The sequence below is a fragment of the Bacillus sp. cl96 genome, from assembly GCF_900100505.1.
GTDB classification, from domain to species: Bacteria; Bacillota; Bacilli; order Bacillales; family Bacillaceae_G; genus Bacillus_A; species Bacillus_A cereus.
Genome location: NZ_FNDM01000010.1, coordinates 156,227 through 177,129 on the forward strand (window position 1 = coordinate 156,227; position 20,903 = coordinate 177,129).

Below are 20,903 nucleotides of genomic sequence, written 5' to 3' on the forward strand. Positions count from 1 at the left end.
AGTCCTTCATTAAAGTGTGGGTATGTAAAGAATATGTTATCTTTCGTTCTGTTTACTTAATATCATGTTATTCTTTAATAGAGTAATAAATGGAGTTTTGCATTAAATATATGAGGTTGGTTACAAATGATAAAAAAATTTACTAGATTCGTATTAATAGTGGTTATCCCAATCAGTCTTATTACAGGTTGTGGGGCTGCTGAAAAAACTGAAGCACAAAAGCCGAAAGCGGTACAAACGGAGAAAAAGGACTATATGGATTACTCATATGGTAGCAAAGGTATATTAGTAAGTGGCAAAGCGAAAGAACGGCAACAATACGAGATTGGATATATGGATGATAATAAATTAATTGGGATTGATGAAAATATTGAAGACTGCATTATTTTAGATAATAAAGATGAAGCAGGTCTCATTTGGAAACAAATAGAGCGAGGATCTATTATTGAAGTGCAATACGGTAAGGATCGCAATGATATCGTAGGCGTGCAATTCGTAGGAGATCGTGAGTCATATGAAATTAGTGATAAGTTTGATCGGAATACGATAAATGAGATTGTTGAAAACGTTAAAGGGAATTTGTAATAGATGTATTTCGATAGTATAGGATCTCTTATTATGAAATTGTATGCCAGTTATTTGTCTAAGTCTAAATTGATTATTTTGACGGTATTTGTAATTAGTTGTAAAATAATGTTTGTTGATGTATTTTATAAAAAGTATGTTAGATGAAATTCATCTGTAGGGATGACATATAAATATTTTCTTAATAGGTATAAAATGTTTTAATTTAAATATATGAATAAAAAGAAAATATATTAGGATTACATAGTAGATTCATATTTTTAAAAATTATTGTGACAATAAAGGGAGGTTGAGATACATACACGGCGGGAATGTGTATGTATTTATTATAATAATGAATAAGACAATCAAACAACAAGTAATCGCACTATCAACAAGTCTAGTGATTTTAGGAAGTGTACCTTTATCAGCATCAGCAGAAGAGATCAACAAATCTCAAACTGATCAACTTAATATTGCCCAAGGAGAACACGGAACGAGCGGATTAAATTATTCTAATTTCAAGTTGGAAGTTCCTGATCATGTACAAATTAACGAAGCAGAAGTATCTGAAAATGAAAAAATGCTTTTAGAAGAATATAAGCATAAACATGATGAAACAGAAGAATTAAACAAAATGCAAGATGCTAAGAAGGGACAAGTAGCAGAAAAGGAAGCTATTTCAAACATTGAAAAGGCATTTGAATCTGTAGATGGTCGAAATGATGGATCTGATCGTCAAATGAAACCTGTTGCAAAGCCAAGAGGTATTCAATATAGTGCACAGAGTACGAAGAAATATGGAACACTTGCAGGAGTTCCATTTGTGGAGTGGATTGTTCCAGCAGGAAATCCTGATATTCGTCCTGCGAATCCGATGAAAGCACGTTACATTACAATCCATGAGACCGCAAATACAGCCGCTGGTGCTAATGCTGAAAATCATGCGAAATATTTATACAAGCAAGCAACTGAAGGCACTTTCCGAACAGCTTCATGGCATTTTACTGTAGATGATAAACAAATTTATCAACACTTACCAACAAACGAAAATGGTTGGCATGCAGGAGATGGAGATGGTTCAGGAAACAGGGAGTCTATCGGTATCGAGATTGCGGTTAACCAAGACGGTGATTACAATAAAGCGTTAGAAAATGCAAAACGACTTGCAGGTTATTTAATGAACAAAGAAGGAATTGGTGCAGATCATATATACAAGCATCAACAATGGAGTGGGAAAAAATGTCCTGACATTTTAATTTCACGAGGTAATTGGGCTGGTTTCGTACAAGGAATTCAGTGGTATGCAAATATAAATGCGCAGATTGATACGCCTTTACAAGATAAAAATGACTCATTTAATCCAAATGAAAATAATCCAGCTGAACCTAGCATGGAACTAGTGGTAAATGGTAGTGGCATCAATGTACGTAGTGATGCGGGCATTGAACATCGTGTTGTACGTAAAGCTTCAAACGGAGATCGTTACAAAGTATTAGCGGTTAAAAATGGTTGGTATAAAGTAGGTAATGGAGAATGGATTTTCTATGACCCAAGTTGGATTAAAATTAACTACAATGTACCAAAGGAAGAAGTACAAAAGCCTAAGGAAGAAGTACAAAAACCAAAAGATGATATTACAGGTGGATGGTTTGAAGGGCATATTCGTAAATTAAACAGTCTAGGTATTATGCAAGGCGAAGGCAATGGTGTATTTGCTCCATATCGAAATGTAACGAGAGCGGAGTTTGCGAAATTAATCTCGAATGCTCTTAAACTACCAGAGGGAAATAAGTCATTTGTAGATATCAATGAGGCACATCCATCACTTCATGACGGTATTAAACGTTGTGCAAGTGCAGGAATTATTAATGGTCGTGGTGAAGGGATTTTTGATCCTAACTCACCAATTACTCGTGAAGAAGTATCTATTATGATTGACAAAGCATTACGATATAAAGGAATTACAGGTGAGTTAGTAGCATTACCATTTACAGATAAGCATTTAATAACATACAAAGAATCGGTTCAACGATTATACAGCTTAAAGGTAGTTAATGGTATTGGAAATAATGAGTTTGATCCTCGAGGCACAGCAACTCGTGGTCAGGCGGCTGCCTTTATTGTGAAGATGTTAGATTCAATGCAAAAATAAAAGGAAACTTTAATCAGTGAGGGCCACTCGCACTTACATCAAGCAGTTTATTCACCAAATTTTGAAATGAGAGTTTTACTGCCCGCAAATAGCAGAAGAAATTGTATGTAGAAGCTGACATTGGTAGAAGTAAAAAATAAGAAGAATTTGAAAGGAGCTATCCAAAATAATAATTTGGAATAGCTCCTATTTAGTAGGAAGAACAATTGTATTTGATAGATTGTAATGTAGAATGCCCTTCCAAGCCCCTCATAAGCCCCTATCAAGTAATAAATCACTAAGAAAAAACAAAAGCAAAACAAAAACAAAAACAAAAACAAAAACAACTACAAGAACAAAACAAGCACGAAAAAATGAAACCGGCGTTGTAGTAGTAAAAAAAATTGTAATTCGAATGCCAAAACCATTCCCGCATGCCTATCTTTATAATGAAGGATTAAAATTTTCCTATTTACTAGCAAAGAGTGGAGGGAAACATATGGCGGTATACCGTAATGTGCAGGTGAACTTTTGGCAAGATGAATTCATATTAGATTTAACGCCAGAGGAGCGTTATTTTTACATATATTTGTTAACTGGTACGAAAACGAAGCAATGTGGTATCTACATATTACCGAAGCGTGTGGCAGAGCTTGAAACAGGTTATAGTATGGAGACTGTTGAGAAGTTGCTAAACAGGTTTGTTGAGTATGGAAAGATTCTATATGATACGGAAACGAAAGAGGTATTCATAATAAATTGGTTACACTATAACCCTATTTCAAATACGAATGTGGAGAAGTGCGTATTACGTGAGTTAAAGACTGTAAAAAGTAATGAGTTCATACATATATTTTTACGTAAATGCCTTGAAAAAGAATACAAGATTCCATTAGTACTGCAGCATTTTGGTATGCCAAAAGAAGAGGATAATAGTAGTTCACAAGTAGTTATTGAAGAGAAAGAAGAAGCGGAAGAGGTGGAAACCATAGAAGAGGACGTTCCAAATAGTGAAGTTTATAAGTTTTATGAACAAAATATTAGTAGTTTATCCCCATATATTGTGAAGGAATTGAAGAATTGGATACAAAGACTTTCTGGAGAGAAAGTGTTAGAGGCACTTAAAATTGCGTTTGAAAATGATAAGAAAACGTTAGCTTATGTGAAGGGGATTTTGAGGAATTGGTGTAGCAAAAAGTTAAAGGATTTTAGTGGGGGGAAGTCTGTAATGGGAAGTTTAGAGAGAAGGAAATGTATGTTGAGTAGTGTATTTTAATTTACATTAATTTAATACAGAATGTACGTTCGTTTTTGTGAGTTTTATGCTATACTACCATTAAATAAGGGTATTTTTATAATAGATAAAAAGATGCGGGGGGTACAAAGTTTGACTACTAGTACATCTGAGTTGTTTCAATATATTAATATGACAGAAGAACAGAAACAATTATCACAACGATATTTACAGACAAAAGAAGAAGAGATTTTAAAAAATATTCAACTAACGACAATTCGTGATCAAAAAAGAAGTGATTTTGCGGAGAGATTTATAAACGATTTTAGGAAAGTGCATAAACAAGATCCGGATTTTTTTCGATTATTTTACCATATACTCGAGGAGCAATTATTAAATGTTCTTGTAGTCCGTTTTGCGCATGTCAGTTTTTCTAAAATGAAGATTTATTTAGAAAAAAGTGCACTTCCTTTGGACAAACTTGTAGCAATCGCATGTAAATATTTATCCAGTATTTCAAGTTATGTAAATGAAGCAGATGTTTTTCTTAGAGAGTTAACAAAAGAGAGTCCGAACTATATAGAGGGACAATTACATACTTTACCAACTAAGCAACAATTAACATTACTTCTCATAATGTTTGATGTAGATTATGAAAAGTTTCGTACATATAGTTCTTTATTGAATGAAAGGTTAGAAGAACATACAGAATTTATATTAAAACTGCTAGGGGAAAAGGAAAAGGTTGAAGCAGTTAAACGGTATTTAAAAGGTGAAGATGATAGTGAAGTATTTATAGGTGGGAATTTACCGGAACATATTTGGCGGCTATTATTTTGTGTTCATAAATATTCGGATGTTGCGAGGCGATATATTGAAATATTGGCGAAGAAAAATGTTTGGGGTTTTATAAACTATGCAACACGTTATATGTGTCACACTCTCGGTCAGTCTCAAAACTACAAAAAAACTGGTAGTGTAAATAGAGAAACATATGAAGAAATTCAAAGTTTTTGTACACAGTTTTGGATTTCTAAGGAAAGATTTTTTGCGCATCGTCTAAGGCAACATGATTTGAACAGTGAGGATTTTTGTAAGACGTATGAATATGAATTGCTATGCTTTATGTTGGAGGAAGATCCTGAATGTATTCAACATACTTTGCAATATGTAAGTAAAATGAATTATCTCATCATCGCACGAACGTTAGCTGAAAAAGGATATGAGCTAAATATAGGGAAAATGCGAGAAGAATTTTTTGTTGCTGCTTTGCAAATAAAATTGTCTACAGTGCGGGATACATATCGTGATTATTTACAAGGGAAATTGTCACTTGAGGATATGAAGCAAATACTTAAAAATCCGAAATATAGGAGTATGTATTGGGGTATGCCGGTGTTAGAGGTTGCGCTTCTTTGGGATATAGATGATGTAGCGAAAAGGGAAGCTGTACTTACACTACAGTTTGGAGATGATGATAGTGTTAATTTATACGAACTTCTTTACGAATGTTCTGTCAGAGGAGTAGAACCGAAACAAGTATTAGAAGATCTGCTTTCGTATGGGTTAAGTAAGGAAAAGCTTATCGCTTATGCAGTTGAAGAAGCTGCATGCTACAGTGAAGAGAGAAATAAGGCGAAGGAAGCGCTTGTTTGTGTAATTGTAAAAGAACAAGCGTACATCATTGAAAGATTTGATGAGTATTCTGCTGTGGCAAAAGCATATATTTTAGAAGAGTTAGCAAAGGATAACATGATTAAAATGCGTCCAATTTTAATTAAAAGCTTAGGAGATTCATCTAAAAAAATGCGTGAGTCTGTAGTTAAACTGCTTTCAAAAGATGTGGAAGCTGCAGCAGATGTAGCAGTTGAACTTCATAATAAAAAGAAGATTGTTCGTGAAAATGTGATGAAAATACTAATAGAGTATAAGCTTGAAAAATATACGAAAATTGTACAGGAAGCTTTGCAAGAAAGTAAAAATGAATCTTTCGCAGGAAAATTCTCATTTTTATTCCAAACGGAGGAAGAAAAAATAGAAGAACTATGTGCACGTATTTTAACTGAACAAACAAGAAATTCACTTCTGCAATTGATTGGGGATGAGCCACAAATCCGTTTACGTGACTCTGATGAAATTGCTGATGCTGCAATTCCATTAGCCTATTTACAACAGTATATTTCAGATGCTGTTATTGAGAAGAAAGAAACGGCAGAAGTAATTGGTAGAGCTTTAAATGAAGAGGACTTAAAAGAATGTGTGCAAACAATATATCAAATATGGATTTCTCAAGACGCAGATGTGAAGAAGCGTGGAATTCTTTCGTTATACGGAATGTATAGTGACGACAAAATGGTCGACATACTTATAAAGCAAATTGATGAATGGGTGCTTCAAATGAGAGGAAAGATAGCAGCGGATGCCGTTCGTGCTTTAGGTTTGTCTTCATCTAAGCTTGCACTTATGTCTATTCATGCAATAGCATTTAAATATAAACATAAGCAAGTACGTAATGCAGCAAAAGAAGCGCTAAGTCTTGCTGCGAAAACACGTGGTATAACAGAGGAAGAGCTGGAAGATCAATTGGTGCCGGACCTCGGCTTTACTATACAGGGTGAAAAGATAATTGATTTCGGGAATCGAAGTTTTACTGCCATTTTAACTACAGAGTCAAAAATTGAATTAGAGACAGAAGAAGGAAAACGTATGAAGTCACTTCCAAAGCCGAATGCAAAAGATGATGTAGAAAAGGCTGAAGAGGCTAAAAAAGAATTAGCCTCTTTAAAGAAGGAACTCCGAACTACTCTTTCAATGCAAAAACAACGATTAGAAGCGGCACTTTCGTTAAAGCGTTATTGGTCACATAATGCATGGAAATCTGTATTTATGGATAATCCAATTATGAAGCAATTTTCTATTTCACTCATTTGGGGTGAGTATAAGGAAGGGAAGTTGCTGAAGGCATTCCGTTATGCAGAAGGTGGCGTGTTCTGTACAATTGACGGGAAGAGTTATGAACTTTCATCTGGCACTGTTATTGGTTTCGTTCATCCGTTAGAATTGTCTGGGGCGGAGAAGGAATTATGGAAAGAGCAATTAGAAAGTGCGGGAATTGTTCAGCCGTTCCTACAAATTGAGCGTCCAGTGTTTGTAGTAGAAAAGAATGATGAGAGTGCTATTGAGAGATTTGGCGGTATTTTACTAAATGGTCGTTCGTTATTCGGTAAGATGACGAAGCTTGGATGGATCCGTGGGTCTGTTCAAGATGGCGGTGTATATTATACATTTTACAAAGAAGATACTCGTACCGGATTAGGCGTGCAATTGTCATTTAGCGGAGCTCCGATTGGTTATGAAGATGAAGAAGATGTATGTGTATTTGACATTCAATTTTATAAAGCAGGTACAGTGAAGCGTGGTTCATATGAATACGATGAGATTGATGATGAAAGACGCATTGTACCAAAAGAAGTAGATAAACGCTTCTTTAGTGAAATGTTATATAATGTGCAAGTAGCGACAGATTCAAATCTTGGGCATAATGAAAGTTGGCGTAGCGAACGATAAGAAAAACCCCCTTCATTGGTAGGAAAATGAAGGGGGTTTTTCAATGTCTTTAAAAGGTTCTTTCTCAAAAAGAAGCGAATAGTGTGAGAAAGGGGTGGTTATATGGAAGTCGTTATAAAGAAGAAACGAAAAAGGGGAAAAAGAATTTTTATTTGGGCTAGTAGTATCGTTCTTTTGTTAGTTATTTCCGCTGCGATTTTTTTGAACATATATACGCTGAAATCTATGCCAAAGATAGATGGAACGATAAAGCTAGAGGATTTACAACAGGCTGTTACGGTGAAGCGTGATAGTAAAGGTGTACCGCATATTAAATCGGAAAATGCACATGATTTATATTTTTCACAAGGATATGTGCAAGCGCAAGATCGTTTGTTTCAAATGGATTTAAGTAGAAGACAAGCGTCTGGTATGTTAAGTGAAGTTGTTGGGGAAGCAGCTGTTGATCGAGATAAATTGTTTCGAACACTCGGTTTACGGCGAGCTGCCGAAGCTTCAGTTAGTCAATATGATGGAGAAGCGAAATATGCCCTGCAGTCATTTGCTGATGGGGTGAACGCTTTTATACGTGAGGCGAAAAAGGAAAAGAAATTACCAGTTGAGTTTACTATATTAGGTTATGAACCTGCTGAGTGGTCAATTGTTGATACTTTAACGATTGGGAAGTATATGGCGTTTGACTTAGGAGGACATTGGCACGGACAGGCATTTCGATATTGGGCGCTGAAAAATCTTCCGAAAGAGCAAGCGAATGAGCTATTTCCTGCATATCCGAAAGATGCTCCTAGATTGCTAGCTGAACTGAAAAATACAAATGTGGACGTAGCACAAAGTTTTTCAAAAACGATAATTCCGCCGGAGTTTAACGGTAGTAATAACTGGGTTGTGAGCGGTGAGAAGAGTGCGTCAGGTAAGCCAATTTTAGCAGATGATCCTCATTTATCTCTTGCGACGCCTTCTATTTGGTATCAAACGAGACTTGAAATGAAAGGTTTAAATGTGAGTGGCGTTATTTTCGCTGGAGTACCAGGTGTTATATTAGGACACAATGACAAAATAGCGTGGGGTGTTACGAATACAGGGCCTGATGTGCAAGATTTATATATTGAGAAGAGAAATCCTAATAATGAAAATGAATTTCTGTATAACGATAAATGGGAGAAAGCTACCGTTGTAGACGAGTCTATTAAAGTAAAAGGCGGGAAGACAATTCCTTATAACGTTACGATTACGAGGCATGGACCAGTAATTTCAGAGTTTGCGGATAAGGGGAAGGAGAAAACGAAAACAGTATTCTCTTTAAAGTGGACAGCTTTAGAACCGTCAGCTGAGTTAAAAGCTGTATTAAATATGAACAAAGCAAAAGACTGGAATGAGTTTGAAACCGCTCTTCAAGATTTTCATACACCAACCCAAAACTTTGTGTTTGCATCAAACGACGGCACAATTGCTTATAAAGCGAATGGAAATATACCAGTGCGTAAAAAAGGTGATGGTAGCTTACCTGTTCCAGGATGGACAGATGAATATGAATGGGAAGGGTATATCCCGTTTGATCAACTTCCAAAAGTAATTAATCCAAAACAAGGGTTTATTTCAACTGCGAATAATAAAATTGTTGATGATGATTATCCGTATCATATTAGCAATACGTGGGCGCAGCCATATAGGCAAATGCGTATTCAAGAATTTTTGCAAGAGAAGGAAAAGTATACGGTGAAAGATTTAGAAGAGTTACAGATGGATCAAAAGAATTTATATGGGAAAGAGTTTACTCCTATATTTTTAAAAGAGTTAAATAAAGCATCTTTAAATGAGGTAGAGAAAGAAGGCGTAAACCAATTAACAAAGTGGAATTTTTACGATAGTAAAGATGAAGCGGCACCATTAATATTCCATTTGTTAATGAAAGAGATTTCAAATACGTTATTTTCAAAAGAAATACCGAAAGATGTACTGGAGTTATTTGAAGGGAAGTCACAAGTTGTTGATGAAATGATTCGAAAAGAAGTAGCGGGAGAAAATAGCGTTTGGTTTACGAAGTACGGAGGTTTCACAAAAGTTGTGCATACATCGTACGAGAATGTAATGAAGAAATTGCAGAAGGAATATGGACCCGATATTGGAGAGTGGAAGTGGGGCGATTACCATCAACTCGCTTTTACACATCCAATTTCGAAATCATCGAGTATGTTAGCATTACTCGCTTTTAATCGTGAGAAACCAGTTCCGATTGGTGGGAGCCAAGTTACCGTGCAAGCAGCGAGTTACGGCGAAAACGGCATTGTAAATCACGGGGCGTCTTGGAGATTCATTATTGATACGAAAGATATGTCAAACGGTTATCATATCGTAGGGCCAGGACAGTCGGGCCATTTTAGAAGCGATTGGTATCATGATCAAATAGATGATTGGGTAAATGGCACGTATCATACGACTACATTGAATACGGAGGGGATAGAGGGGAAGGTGCTAAATTTAGAACCGAAGTGATAGGGTGTTTTTGTTTGTGGAGGGAACTAGTAATACTCTTTTTGATAATGAAAGCTTATCATTTAGAACATAACCCAGTTCTTAAATAATTTTAACAGCCAGCCTACTATCATTTAATTTGATAGTAGGCTGTTTCCATCTTCGAAATACGCTGTAGCAACTTCTTCAGGATTACGATTATTTCCACATGCTGTAAGTGCTGTAACTAATAAAGTCATTACAACTATTAACATGATCATTCCAGTTTTGAGGGGAATTAGTTAACAAAGACTAGGTATTATTTGCAACAGAACTGTTCCTCTATCCCCCTTGTTTCATCATTTTTCTAGGCCAGCCAACTTGACAAATGTTTTTTTATCAAACTACAATGAAAATCATTATCAATAATATAGGGAGGATACTTTGGTCAATAAATGAAAAACAATATATTTATAGGTTAATAATCAGATTTTGTTAAGTTGTATGTACTATTTTTAGTTTAGCGTTTCCCAGAATGTACACCAATTAATCTCGCGAATTACAAGAAAACTATTATTGAAATGAGGCGTGTATTGTGAAGTTAGACGTGAATGAGTTAGCAGAGTATCTTGCCAATACTCCTTTCCGAGTAGAAGGAGTATATCGTTATGCTAAAAATCCAGGTGTGCCTTTTGCTGAGTCTACAGATTCTTTCCCAGGATTTGTATTTCCAATTACAGGGAAGACGCAATTTCAATTTAATGGTACGCCGTATACTCTTTCCCCAGGAAAAGTTATACATGGGGGTGCAAAAATGACATTAGCCCATAAAATGCTTGGTGAAATAAACTGGGAATATATTCTTGTTTTATATCGGATAAGCAATTCAGAACGAGAAGACTCTGGATTTACTCATCAGCATTTTGAATTATTAACAGGACAATCTCCTCGTCTTGTCGAATTACTTATGCGTCTTTGGGATGTATATAATCAGCGTGGAGGCATTTCGATGTTTCAGACCGAAATGCTGTTTCGCGAAGCGTTGAATGAAGCTTTATTAAGTGTTTTCAATAGAGAAAGCAATTATGAGTCGCATACTTTATTCGAACGAATATCTAGTTACGTTCATAAATACTATTATAAAGATATTACAATTCATACACTTACAGAACAAAATAATGTTAATCGAAATCGTCTTTCTTACGTGTTTAGAAAGCATGCAGGTATGGGGGCAGCAGAATATTTATTGAACTATCGTATAAAGATGGCTCAAAAAATGTTATGTACAAGTGATGTGCCTGTACAACAAATTGCGCAGGCTGTTGGAATCGCAGACCCTTTTTATTTTAGTAGAGTTTTCAAGAAGCGAGTTGGCATTTCGCCTACTAAATATCGCGAGAAGTTCATCAATAATCCATACTAATGTCAACAGGGGTCCATTCTTATTTGAAAATCACTGTTCTATACTTATGGAGAGTTAAAGGAAACATTGGATTGAAAGTACTTTCATTGAAATCACTCCTTTGTACTATCTGAATGAAAAGTTCTGGCCGGAGCATTTTCTTTTTAAGCGTAATAACGACTTTTTTACTTATATTACTGTAATATAGTGGAATTTGACAGTGAGGAGGGATTATTATCCATTACCAACCTATTAAACTAAATGACGAGTTATCTAAAATTAACGATTATTGGTATCCACAAGTGATTGGTGAAATGAATGACGATCAAATTCAGCTTTTTAAAGCTAATGGAGATTTTATATGGCATGAGCATCCTAATACAGATAAGCTATTTATTGTGCTTGAAGGGGAGATGTTCATCGATTTTCGTGATGGACAGGTGAAAATTTCTAAAGGCGAGATGTTTATTGTCCCGAGAGGCGTTGAGCATAAACCTTTCACTGAAAAGGAATCCCATATCATGTTGGTAGAGCCTAAAAGGGAAATGGATTGATAATTGTAAAAAGATAAAAAAGGAGCGGAAATCCGTTCCTTTTTTATTTATCTTACTATTTTTAGGAGCTTAGTATGAGTAAGATGTGAATAAAGGATGAATAGCATTTTTATCAATAAAAATTTATTGGATTTTTTGTGGAATATATATGAAACGTTGTATAAAATAATCAAGAAAGCCAAAAATTATAGGGGGAAAGTTGTGAAGAAAAATAAGAGTTTAATAAGTTTTTTAGGAGTGTTTCTTATGTTGTTTTCTTTTTGTTTTCAAGGAAATGTACAGGCAGATGTAAATACTGTTCAATCTGGAAAAATCAAATCAGGAAACGTAACAGTATGGGAAGTTGGAAATGTAGCGAAAGTGTTAGCTGATGTAGAGCGTTTAAATTTAAATACAGTAAATGTACCGATTCAAGTAGATATCCCAAATGTGACTTCTACGAACATGGTAATTAATCAAGCGCAAAAGCAACAAGCTATTATTTTAATTCAAGAATTATTAAAGCGTAATATTCAAGTTATAGTGGAACCGTTCCCGTATATTCAGCAGGGGAATGTTGGAGAGACAGAATGGAACCCAAGTAACATTAATGATTTCTTCTGGAATTGGAAGACGGTTATTCTGCAAGATATTTTTAATTCCATTACAAGTAAATACAATGTATATGGACTAAAGATTGCTTCTAATTTCGTGAATATGGAGTATGCAGAAGGATACTGGAGCGATACAATTGATTTTGTTCGTAATCAGTATAAAGGAAATGTTTTGTATCAAATGAACTGGTGGTTAACAGCAAGCTGGGACCCTTCTTATGAAGCGAAGTTTAAAGAGAAAATCAATCGCCCGTATTTAAAAAAGGTGGATATTGTTAGCATAGACAGTTGGTTTGAAGTTTCAGGAAAAAGAAATCCAACATATGAAGAAGTGAAGCAAAGTTTATTTGCGACAACAGTATATAATCGTGGGCAAAATGTTGTTCAGCAATTGGAACAATTACATAATGCAACAGGAAAGCCAGTTTACTTCGGTGGATTTAACGTTCCAGCACGTGAACTTGGATTACAAAATCCATGGAATCCAGATGTTTCAAATGTGTTTTCGAAGGATGTGCAATTAAATGGATGGCGTGCTTACCGCGATGTATTAGAACCGAAACCATATTTTAAAGGTTTTTCAATTTGGTTTATTGGCTCTAATGATAGTACACATGCGTATCAAATACATAGTAAAGAAGCAGCGGCAGTTATTAACGGGTGGTACAGAAAATAAATTTTATAAAATAGGTAAGTTTTAAAGTTTACTACATATATTTCTAGTGAAAGGCCTTTCACCATCTTATCACCTAGGGGGCAATCATAATGAAATTTTTGTCTTACCTTACAGTAATTTTGGTGATTCTTGGCGGTTTGAATTGGTTATTTGTAGCGTTAGATTACAATGTAGTTGAGAAATGGTTTGGTTCTATGCCGGCGCTTGTGGACACTATTTATTGGCTCATTGGTCTCTCTGCTATTTATCAAATTTTTGATCGGTTCTTTACGAACGATTAGCTATTATTCTTTCATTATTAGAGTGTTAAGTACGATTATGTACTTAACACTTTTTTATATGTCCATAAAAAAGTCTGCACTTGCAAGCGATTCCATCGCGTCTTGCGCCCTAATAATAGAAAACAAATTGACCACATATTATATTTTAGGTTATAATTCAGAAAGTTTAAAAAATAATCCGATGAGAAATAGGGAGGTTATGAGGGTAATGGAGAGAGTCTATAATTTTTCAGCAGGACCATCAATACTCCCTTTGCCAGTTTTAGAGAAAGTGCAAAAGGAGCTATTAAATTATAACGGGACAGGCATGTCTATTATGGAAATGAGTCATCGATCTTCTTATTTTCAAAGTATTATAGAGGAAGCGAGTAACTTACTTCGTGAATTAATGAGCATCCCTGATGAGTATGAAGTTTTATTTTTACAAGGCGGTGCGTCATTACAATTCTCTATGATACCGTTGAACTTAATGAATACGTATAAAAAAGCTGGATACGTACTAACTGGCTCATGGTCTAAAAAGGCATTGCAAGAAGCCGAAAAAGTTGGGGAAGTACAAGTGATTGCTTCTTCCGAGCAAGAGAAGTTTACTAAGATTCCTAAACTGGACGGTTTATTAAGTGATGAAAAACTAGATTATGTACATATTACAACGAATAATACAATTGAGGGGACAAAATATGTGGACATTCCACATGTAGAAAAAGTGCCGCTCGTTGCGGATATGTCCTCAAATATTTTATCAGAGCGATATGATGTTTCGAAGTTTGGTCTTATATATGCGGGGGCGCAAAAGAATTTAGGACCTGCGGGCTTAACGATTGCTATTATAAAAAGAGATTTAATTGGGGAAGCAGATCGCTCTTGTCCGACAATGTTAAATTATGAAACTTACAGTAAAAATAACTCCTTATATAATACACCGCCGTCCTTTAGTATTTACGTAACGAAACTTGTACTAGAGTGGTTGAAAGAGCAAGGCGGAGTATCTGCGATTGAAGAACAAAATAGAATGAAATCTTCACTTCTTTATAATTTCTTAGATGAATCAAAATTGTTTACTTCACCAGTTGATCCTACGTATCGATCACTTATGAACATTCCGTTTACAACACCGTCAGAAGAACTTAACAATGAGTTTTTACAAAAAGCGAAAGAACGAGGACTTGTTACGTTAAAAGGGCATCGATCAGTCGGTGGTATGCGCGCTAGTATTTACAATGCGATGCCAGTACAAGGCGTACAGCAATTAGTAAATTATATGAAGGAATTTGAGCTTGAGAATAGATAGGGAGATGGGGATATGTTTCGTGTTCAAACGTTAAATCAAATTGCAGAAAAAGGTTTGCAAGTTTTTACTGAAGAACGTTATGAAGTAGGAGATAGAATCAATCATCCAGATGGAATTTTGCTTCGTAGCTACTCTTTACATCAAGAAGAGTTTTCAAAAGACTTAAAGGCGATTGCAAGAGCTGGCGCTGGTGTAAATAATATTCCTGTCGAGCGATGTACAGAAAAAGGAATTGTAGTATTTAACACGCCGGGGGCAAATGCAAACGCTGTAAAGGAACTCATTATTGCCAGTCTTATTATGTCTTCACGTAACATTATTAATGGTGTAAGTTGGACGAAAAACTTAGAGGGTGAAGAAGTACCACAGCTTGTTGAATCAGGAAAAAAACAATTTGTTGGATCAGAAATTGCAGGGAAACGTCTAGGTGTTATCGGACTTGGCGCAATCGGTGCTTTAGTTGCGAACGATGCGTTAGCGTTAGGGATGGATGTTATCGGATATGACCCTTACATTTCAGTTGAAACAGCTTGGCGTCTTTCTACACATGTGCAAAGAGCATTTAGCCTTGATGAAATTTTTGCAACATGTGATTATATTACATTGCATATTCCTCTTACGAATCAAACGAAGGGGATTATTGGGGAACACGCTGTAGAGAAGATGAAAAGAGGGATGCGTCTATTTAATTTCTCTAGAGGAGAACTTGTAGATGAAAAGGTTCTTCAAAAAGCATTAGAAGAAGATATTATTACACATTACGTAACGGACTTCCCGAATGAAAATGTAATAAAGATGAAAAATGTAACAGCGACGCCTCACCTTGGTGCATCTACGTCTGAATCAGAAGAAAATTGTGCAGTAATGGCAGCACGTCAATTACGTGAATATTTAGAGACAGGAAATATACGTAATTCAGTCAACTATCCAAATGTTGAGCTGCCGTATATCGGAAAGAAACGCATTACAATTATGCATCAAAACGTCCCGAATATGGTAGGGCAAATTACAGGATGCTTAGCGGAACATCATATTAATATTGCCGATATGATTAATCGTAGTAAACATTCTTGGGCATACACAATGATTGATATCGATAACGGAATTGATGATATAATAAAAGAGAATATTGTAGAAAATATAAGCAAAATTACAGGTGTTGTAGCCGTTCGAATGATTGTGTAAAGGAGAGAGGAATGTGGCAAAAATACGACCGTTTCGGGCCATTCGTCCAGTAGAGGAAAAAGCGGCACAAGTGGCAGCTTTACCGTATGACGTATTAAATAGTGAAGAGGCAAGGGAAGTTGTAAAAGGGAATCCATATTCTTTCTTGCATGTTGATAAAGCAGAAATTGATTTAGATCCTGAACTGTCACCGTATGATGATCGCGTGTATGAAAAAGCGGGAGACAATTTAAAGCAATTTATACGAGAAGAAGTGTTCATACAAGATGAAGAGCCAGCGCTATATATTTATGAACTGACGATGCAAGGAAGAACGCAGTCAGGCCTTGTCGTTTGTACATCTATTGATGAGTATGAAGATGATACAATTAAAAAACATGAAAGAACACGTCATGAAAAAGAACTAGATCGTATTCGCCACGTAGATGTGTGTGACGCCAATACAGGCCCAATCTTTTTAACGTACCGTACAAAAGATGAAGTAAAGCATTTAATTAGAAGCTGGAAAGAAGAACATGCGCCAATTTATACATTTACAGCAGAAGACGGTGTTAAGCATGTTGCGTGGAAGATTACAGATGAAGATGTAATTACGACTTTAGTAAACGCATTTGAAGATATTCCTAATCTTTATATTGCAGATGGGCATCACCGTTCTGCATCAGCTGCAAAAGTAGGACTTATGCGAAGAGAACAATATCCAAATTACACAGGAGAAGAGGAATTTAATTTCTTCTTATCGGTTCTATTCCCTCATGATGAATTATCGATTTGGGACTATAACCGAGTTGTGAAAGATTTAAATGGCTTATCAGAGGAACAGTTTTTAAATCAAATTACGCAGTACTTTTATGTAGAAGAAGCAACTGTTTCTCCGTATAAACCAAATGAGCCCAAATCATTTGGTATGTATGTAAATGAGAAGTGGTATAAGCTCACAGTGAAAGAGGAAACGTTTGATGCGAATGATCTTGTTAGAGGTTTAGATGTATCTATCCTGCAAGATCATTTATTAAGCCAAGTGCTTGAAATACATGATCCGCGTTCTGATTCACGTATCGATTTTGTCGGAGGAATCCGCGGATTAGAAGAACTAGAACGCCTTGTGAACAGCGGCGAATACAAAGCAGCATTCGCATTATATCCGACATCTATGGAAGATTTATTAGCAATCGCAGATGCCGGAGAAGTCATGCCGCCGAAATCAACGTGGTTTGAACCGAAACTGCGTAGTGGGTTGTTTGTTCATTCTTTAAAATAAATAGACTTCTTTAGTTAGAAAAACCGAAATGATTTTTAGTTTCGGTTTTTCTTATTTTGGCTCAGTAAACGTTTAATGTTGATTTTAATGTTAAGATTGAAATATGTAACAACAGGTCGCTACAAAAAAAATGGAGGAAATACGATGAAAATGCAGCTGCAAAAAAGTTTTTATGTTGAATTGAAAAATGCAATTCGTTGTCATTATAACGAACTTTTAACAAGATGCGGTGTTGACACAATATACGGGTACTCCATATTAACAGACGATTGTGTCAATAGCATTGGACCAGTGGCAAATAAAGAAAGACTAATCAAAGTTAATAAATCGGACCCTTTATACAATTATTATAGATACGGAGCTGTTGAGTGGAGCGAATGGGACGATTTTGGAATGTTTGATGAAGTGAACAAAATTATTAAGAAATATCATAATATCGTCGAAGATGACTTTAACATACGAGTACATACACTGTTGAAAGAAACGTTAAATGTGTTAATGGAACTTGAATCAGAAGGGTTGTTTGGAGATAGAGATGATAATCGATTTATTGTCATTTGTGTAACTGATTCATCGAACGAAATCATGATTGAATCAGCTCGATTGCTTAATACATTAAAGACATACGAAGAATATGCTTCAGAATTTGCATAAGAATGAACATAAGTAAAACTGCGCTCTATAAGAGGCGATTTTCATTTAATAGAAAGTCACCAATTAATAGTAACCATTCGTTGTGACGTAACCATTGAACAATTAGAACCTGATGAAAAAACGTCCAAAGATAATTAAAATGTTTATATGTATGAATCAACTTGGAAAAGAAGTAATGCAGGGGAGCTTTTCAGGCATTATTCTTTGATTGGTAGGAAAAGTAATGAATAAGTGGGCTCCCGCTGCCTCTCAGGCTTAGAGTTTTAATTTCCTCCATAACGTATACTCTGTTCTTTTCTTAACTATTAGAAAATAGTTGAATAAGCTCGTCAACAAAAAGGACATTCCTAGTATTACAAGAAATGTCCTTTCCACTAAATTATAGGATATTTTACTAAAATTCAAACTCTAAAATTAGTTTACTAGTTTGACCTGTAAACTGATAATTATAGGATCCTCTCAGGTTTTCTAAGTTACCGGTAGCTTTAATAATTGTTCCTGGGGAATCTAAATTTCCTTTATCAAATATTCCTTGCTCTATAGCTGTAAATGTTCCTTGTTGTCCTTTATAAATTCCTTCAAAGTGTAAAAATCCAGAAATTTTAGCCGTAGCCAAGTGACCATCATTTATGTTTGAGTCTAAATAATATAATAAGTATTCAACAAAAGCCTTTCCTTTTAATTCCCCATCAATATCATATTCGACATGAGCAATATTAATAGGGAAATCTTTTTTATTATCATCGATTGGTTTTTCATCCCACTTACTTACTGTAAATGTTACTTCCATACACGTAAATCCCCCTTTATCATTTGAAAAGTACTAATTCACAGTCATATTGTTATCTTATCTCAGAATCACCTGCGCTTCCCCACGAAGGACTTACAGTCGCTACGATATCTCCTGCTTGTAATCTCTTTGGCTTTATTAACATATGAATCCCGCTCCTACATAATGTAATGAACTACGGCTATACAAACCGTAGAGTTGAAGAACATTGTACATGACATTAGTTTCTCCGCCTTCAATAAGTTCACCTGCTGTAATTTGAGAATTTAGTATTAGTGCTGAATATAGGAATAATCTACAAATATTTTTTGCTAAAATTTATATTTGAAAATCACAGTATGCAATATTGCATGAGGAAAACGGTTGTTATTTTTATAACCTGTAACTATAATGATTACAGGTTGGTCGATACCAATCAAAAATAAAATCATCATGAATGGAGATGTTACATATGGGTATGAAAAAAATAATTTTAGCAGGTGCTTTAGGGATCGCAGCATTATCAGGAACAAATGTACCAGGATTAGAACTAACAAAAGCGAGTGCAGCTTCTATTGAATCGAATTTCTCGACGTTAGAAGGACGAGTAGTAGAAGTAGATAACGGTGTGATTGTTGTAAAATCTAAGCAATATGAGGAACCTGTTAATGTGTATATTGATTCACTTTCAAACGTGAAAGTAGGAGATGAAGTAAAAGCTACTGGATCTATGATGCGTAATTTTACAGAATATATGGTTGCAACTGCAGTTGAAAATACAACAAACAAGTTAGGTATGCACATGAAAGAAGATGGCTCACCTAATTATGTAATTGGAGAAGTATCAAAAGTAGGAACGATGGAAGATGAGGGAGACGGTGCTACTAAATATGTCGTAGTTGAGTATCCATCGCTAAATGGGAAGAAAGATATTATTGATGTTTTCTTAACAAAGGGACAAGTATTTAATGTGGGTGAGAAAGTGAAAATTGATATGGAGTATGTGGGCTGGGGTGGTATTTCTATTAACTGGAACACAGTTGATCATATTGAAAAAGTTCATGAAGCAAAGACGAACGCTGAAAATAATGATGATGTATGGATTTGGTCTTAATAAGGCGAGTATAGGTCGTTATTTGCAATTTTCTCCAAACAATACATGTGAAAACTAAATGTATCATGCAGTACCCATCTCATTGCGTATGACAATGAGATGGGTACTTTTTTATTTGAAATTTGTGCAAGTCAATGTTTAGCATTTCTTTTTAAGAGTAAATTACGGGTGAAATCAAAACTTTATTTGCAGTACATAATAAATAATGTTGATTTTTTATCTTATATTAAAATAAAAACAAACCACTGTTCGATTTGAATATTCCACGATATAATAGTGAGAGTTTATGGCAGAATAAATATTTACATAAGAAGTGAGGTACTGTATGAAAAAAAGAACGACAGACATTATTTTTATTATTATCGGTGCATTTCTTTTTGCGTTAGGTGTCAATTTATTTGTTATTCCGAACGAGTTTGGTGAGGGAGGGGTAACAGGTATCACGATTATTACGTACTATTTATTTGAGTGGTCACCAGGTTTAGTTAACTTAATTTTAAATGCGATTTTGTTAATAGTCGGTTATAAATTTTTAAATAAGATTACAACGATTTATACGATTATCGCTGTAGTTACGAACTCACTATTTCTTCATTTAACAGAAGGATGGACAATTGCTTCTGATGAAATGCTCGTAAATGCCATTTTCGGTGGAATATTTATCGGGTGTGGTATTGGTCTTATCATTCGCGTTGGTGGAACAACTGCAGGTACTACGATTTTAGCAAGGATGACGCATAAGTATTTAGGCTGGAGTATTAGCTACGGTCTACTGTTCTTTGATTTAATCGTTGCGTTTTCATCTTATTTCATCATTGGTGCAGAAAAACTGATGCTGACAATTATTATGTTATATGTAGGAACGAAAGTAATGGAATTTGTAATTGAAGGTTTAAATCCGAAAAAGGCCATTACAATTATTTCTGATAAACCAGATGAAATTGCCGGGAAGGTGACTACTTTAATGGGTAGAGGGGTTACTGTGTATTCAGGTCATGGTTATTACACGAAAACGCCGAAGGACATTCTTTATGTTGTTATTAATAAGCAAGAAGTAGTGAAGCTAAAGCGGATTGTTCAAACTACGGATCCAGCTGCGTTCATTGCTATCCACGATGTTCGTGATGTGTTTGGAGAAGGATTTGTTGATATTTCGAAGGCTTAAAAATTATT

At 35.3% G+C, this 20,903-nt stretch carries 17 protein-coding genes; 15 read left to right on the plus strand and 2 right to left on the minus strand.

Translation table 11 applies throughout. From position 1 onward, the window contains the following. The first annotated feature begins 126 nt into the window (after positions 1-126). The 5 genes from BLT20_RS21130 (at position 127) to BLT20_RS21150 (ending at position 9,992) form a co-directional block, all read left to right on the plus strand. Positions 127-585, plus strand: a complete 459-nt coding sequence (locus tag BLT20_RS21130) for a hypothetical protein (protein ID WP_000591625.1) — start codon at positions 127-129, stop codon at positions 583-585. 334 nt (positions 586-919) lie between these two features. Then, complete coding sequence (locus BLT20_RS21135) at positions 920-2,719, plus strand: S-layer homology domain-containing protein (RefSeq protein ID WP_002026061.1); 1,800 nt, start codon at positions 920-922, stop codon at positions 2,717-2,719. Between the two features lie 394 nt (positions 2,720-3,113). Beyond that, positions 3,114-3,974 (plus strand): DnaD domain-containing protein, encoded by an 861-nt coding sequence (locus BLT20_RS21140; RefSeq protein ID WP_100655473.1) that lies wholly within the window; start codon positions 3,114-3,116, stop codon positions 3,972-3,974. 111 nt (positions 3,975-4,085) lie between these two features. Continuing rightward, positions 4,086-7,499, plus strand: coding sequence for a DUF4132 domain-containing protein (locus BLT20_RS21145; protein ID WP_000213801.1), 3,414 nt, complete (start codon positions 4,086-4,088; stop codon positions 7,497-7,499). A 102-nt stretch (positions 7,500-7,601) separates the two neighbouring features. Next, positions 7,602-9,992: a penicillin acylase family protein gene (locus BLT20_RS21150; protein ID WP_000454325.1), complete on the plus strand. Its 2,391-nt coding sequence runs from the start codon at positions 7,602-7,604 to the stop codon at positions 9,990-9,992. 113 nt (positions 9,993-10,105) lie between these two features. Here the strand turns inward: BLT20_RS21150 and BLT20_RS31125 are convergent, their stop codons facing one another. Further along, the gene (locus BLT20_RS31125) at positions 10,106-10,231 is read right to left on the minus strand and encodes a hypothetical protein (RefSeq protein WP_100650550.1); all 126 of its coding nucleotides are present in this window, start codon (positions 10,229-10,231) and stop codon (positions 10,106-10,108) included. Positions 10,232-10,545: 314 nt separating this feature from the next. On the opposite strand from BLT20_RS31125, the gene BLT20_RS21155 reads away from it, so the two are divergent. The 8 genes from BLT20_RS21155 to BLT20_RS21195 all read left to right on the plus strand — a co-directional run bounded on the left by BLT20_RS21155 (position 10,546) and on the right by BLT20_RS21195 (position 17,847). Next, entirely contained in the window at positions 10,546-11,373 is an 828-nt protein-coding gene (locus BLT20_RS21155) for a helix-turn-helix transcriptional regulator (protein WP_000762814.1), read from the plus strand. 293 nt (positions 11,374-11,666) lie between these two features. Beyond that, positions 11,667-11,906, plus strand: coding sequence for a cupin domain-containing protein (locus tag BLT20_RS21165; RefSeq protein ID WP_000997182.1), 240 nt, complete (start codon positions 11,667-11,669; stop codon positions 11,904-11,906). A gap of 201 nt (positions 11,907-12,107) precedes the next feature. Then, a complete protein-coding gene (locus BLT20_RS21170; RefSeq protein ID WP_000739787.1) occupies positions 12,108-13,175 on the plus strand; it encodes a glycoside hydrolase family 113 in 1,068 nt (355 codons plus the stop codon). A gap of 89 nt (positions 13,176-13,264) precedes the next feature. After that, positions 13,265-13,456: a DUF378 domain-containing protein gene (locus BLT20_RS21175; protein ID WP_000670804.1), complete on the plus strand. Its 192-nt coding sequence runs from the start codon at positions 13,265-13,267 to the stop codon at positions 13,454-13,456. 208 nt (positions 13,457-13,664) lie between these two features. Then, entirely contained in the window at positions 13,665-14,747 is a 1,083-nt protein-coding gene (serC, locus tag BLT20_RS21180) for a 3-phosphoserine/phosphohydroxythreonine transaminase (RefSeq protein ID WP_000442919.1), read from the plus strand. A gap of 12 nt (positions 14,748-14,759) precedes the next feature. Further along, positions 14,760-15,932, plus strand: a complete 1,173-nt coding sequence (locus tag BLT20_RS21185) for a 3-phosphoglycerate dehydrogenase family protein (protein WP_000490228.1) — start codon at positions 14,760-14,762, stop codon at positions 15,930-15,932. A 13-nt stretch (positions 15,933-15,945) separates the two neighbouring features. Continuing rightward, positions 15,946-17,193, plus strand: a complete 1,248-nt coding sequence (locus BLT20_RS21190) for a DUF1015 domain-containing protein (RefSeq protein ID WP_001063078.1) — start codon at positions 15,946-15,948, stop codon at positions 17,191-17,193. Positions 17,194-17,337: 144 nt separating this feature from the next. Continuing rightward, entirely contained in the window at positions 17,338-17,847 is a 510-nt protein-coding gene (locus tag BLT20_RS21195) for a DUF4303 domain-containing protein (RefSeq protein WP_000783832.1), read from the plus strand. A gap of 394 nt (positions 17,848-18,241) precedes the next feature. Here BLT20_RS21195 and BLT20_RS21205 read toward each other — a convergent pair whose 3' ends face one another. After that, a complete protein-coding gene (locus tag BLT20_RS21205) occupies positions 18,242-18,637 on the minus strand; it encodes a DUF3224 domain-containing protein (RefSeq protein WP_000454089.1) in 396 nt (131 codons plus the stop codon). Positions 18,638-19,088: 451 nt separating this feature from the next. Between BLT20_RS21205 and BLT20_RS21210 the strand changes: the two genes are divergently transcribed. After that, positions 19,089-19,730, plus strand: a complete 642-nt coding sequence (locus BLT20_RS21210; protein ID WP_000525479.1) for a F0F1 ATP synthase subunit alpha — start codon at positions 19,089-19,091, stop codon at positions 19,728-19,730. Positions 19,731-20,055: 325 nt separating this feature from the next. Next, entirely contained in the window at positions 20,056-20,895 is an 840-nt protein-coding gene (locus tag BLT20_RS21215; RefSeq protein WP_000747496.1) for a YitT family protein, read from the plus strand. Positions 20,896-20,903: the final 8 nt, after the last annotated feature.

Excerpts from the sequence above, each read along its gene's own strand:
- BLT20_RS21130 (WP_000591625.1), top strand. The coding sequence starts at position 127 with ATGATAAAAAAATTTACTAGATTCGTATTAATAGTGGTTATCCCAATC.
- BLT20_RS21135 (WP_002026061.1), top strand. The coding sequence starts at position 920 with ATGAATAAGACAATCAAACAACAAGTAATCGCACTATCAACAAGTCTA.
- BLT20_RS21140 (WP_100655473.1), top strand. The coding sequence starts at position 3,114 with ATGCCAAAACCATTCCCGCATGCCTATCTTTATAATGAAGGATTAAAA.
- BLT20_RS21150 (WP_000454325.1), top strand. The coding sequence starts at position 7,602 with ATGGAAGTCGTTATAAAGAAGAAACGAAAAAGGGGAAAAAGAATTTTT.
- BLT20_RS31125 (WP_100650550.1), bottom strand. The coding sequence starts at position 10,231 with ATGATCATGTTAATAGTTGTAATGACTTTATTAGTTACAGCACTTACA.
- BLT20_RS21165 (WP_000997182.1), top strand. The coding sequence starts at position 11,667 with ATGAATGACGATCAAATTCAGCTTTTTAAAGCTAATGGAGATTTTATA.
- BLT20_RS21175 (WP_000670804.1), top strand. The coding sequence starts at position 13,265 with ATGAAATTTTTGTCTTACCTTACAGTAATTTTGGTGATTCTTGGCGGT.
- serC (WP_000442919.1), top strand. The coding sequence starts at position 13,665 with ATGGAGAGAGTCTATAATTTTTCAGCAGGACCATCAATACTCCCTTTG.
- BLT20_RS21185 (WP_000490228.1), top strand. The coding sequence starts at position 14,760 with ATGTTTCGTGTTCAAACGTTAAATCAAATTGCAGAAAAAGGTTTGCAA.
- BLT20_RS21195 (WP_000783832.1), top strand. The coding sequence starts at position 17,338 with ATGAAAATGCAGCTGCAAAAAAGTTTTTATGTTGAATTGAAAAATGCA.
- BLT20_RS21205 (WP_000454089.1), bottom strand. The coding sequence starts at position 18,637 with ATGGAAGTAACATTTACAGTAAGTAAGTGGGATGAAAAACCAATCGAT.
- BLT20_RS21210 (WP_000525479.1), top strand. The coding sequence starts at position 19,089 with ATGGGTATGAAAAAAATAATTTTAGCAGGTGCTTTAGGGATCGCAGCA.
- BLT20_RS21215 (WP_000747496.1), top strand. The coding sequence starts at position 20,056 with ATGAAAAAAAGAACGACAGACATTATTTTTATTATTATCGGTGCATTT.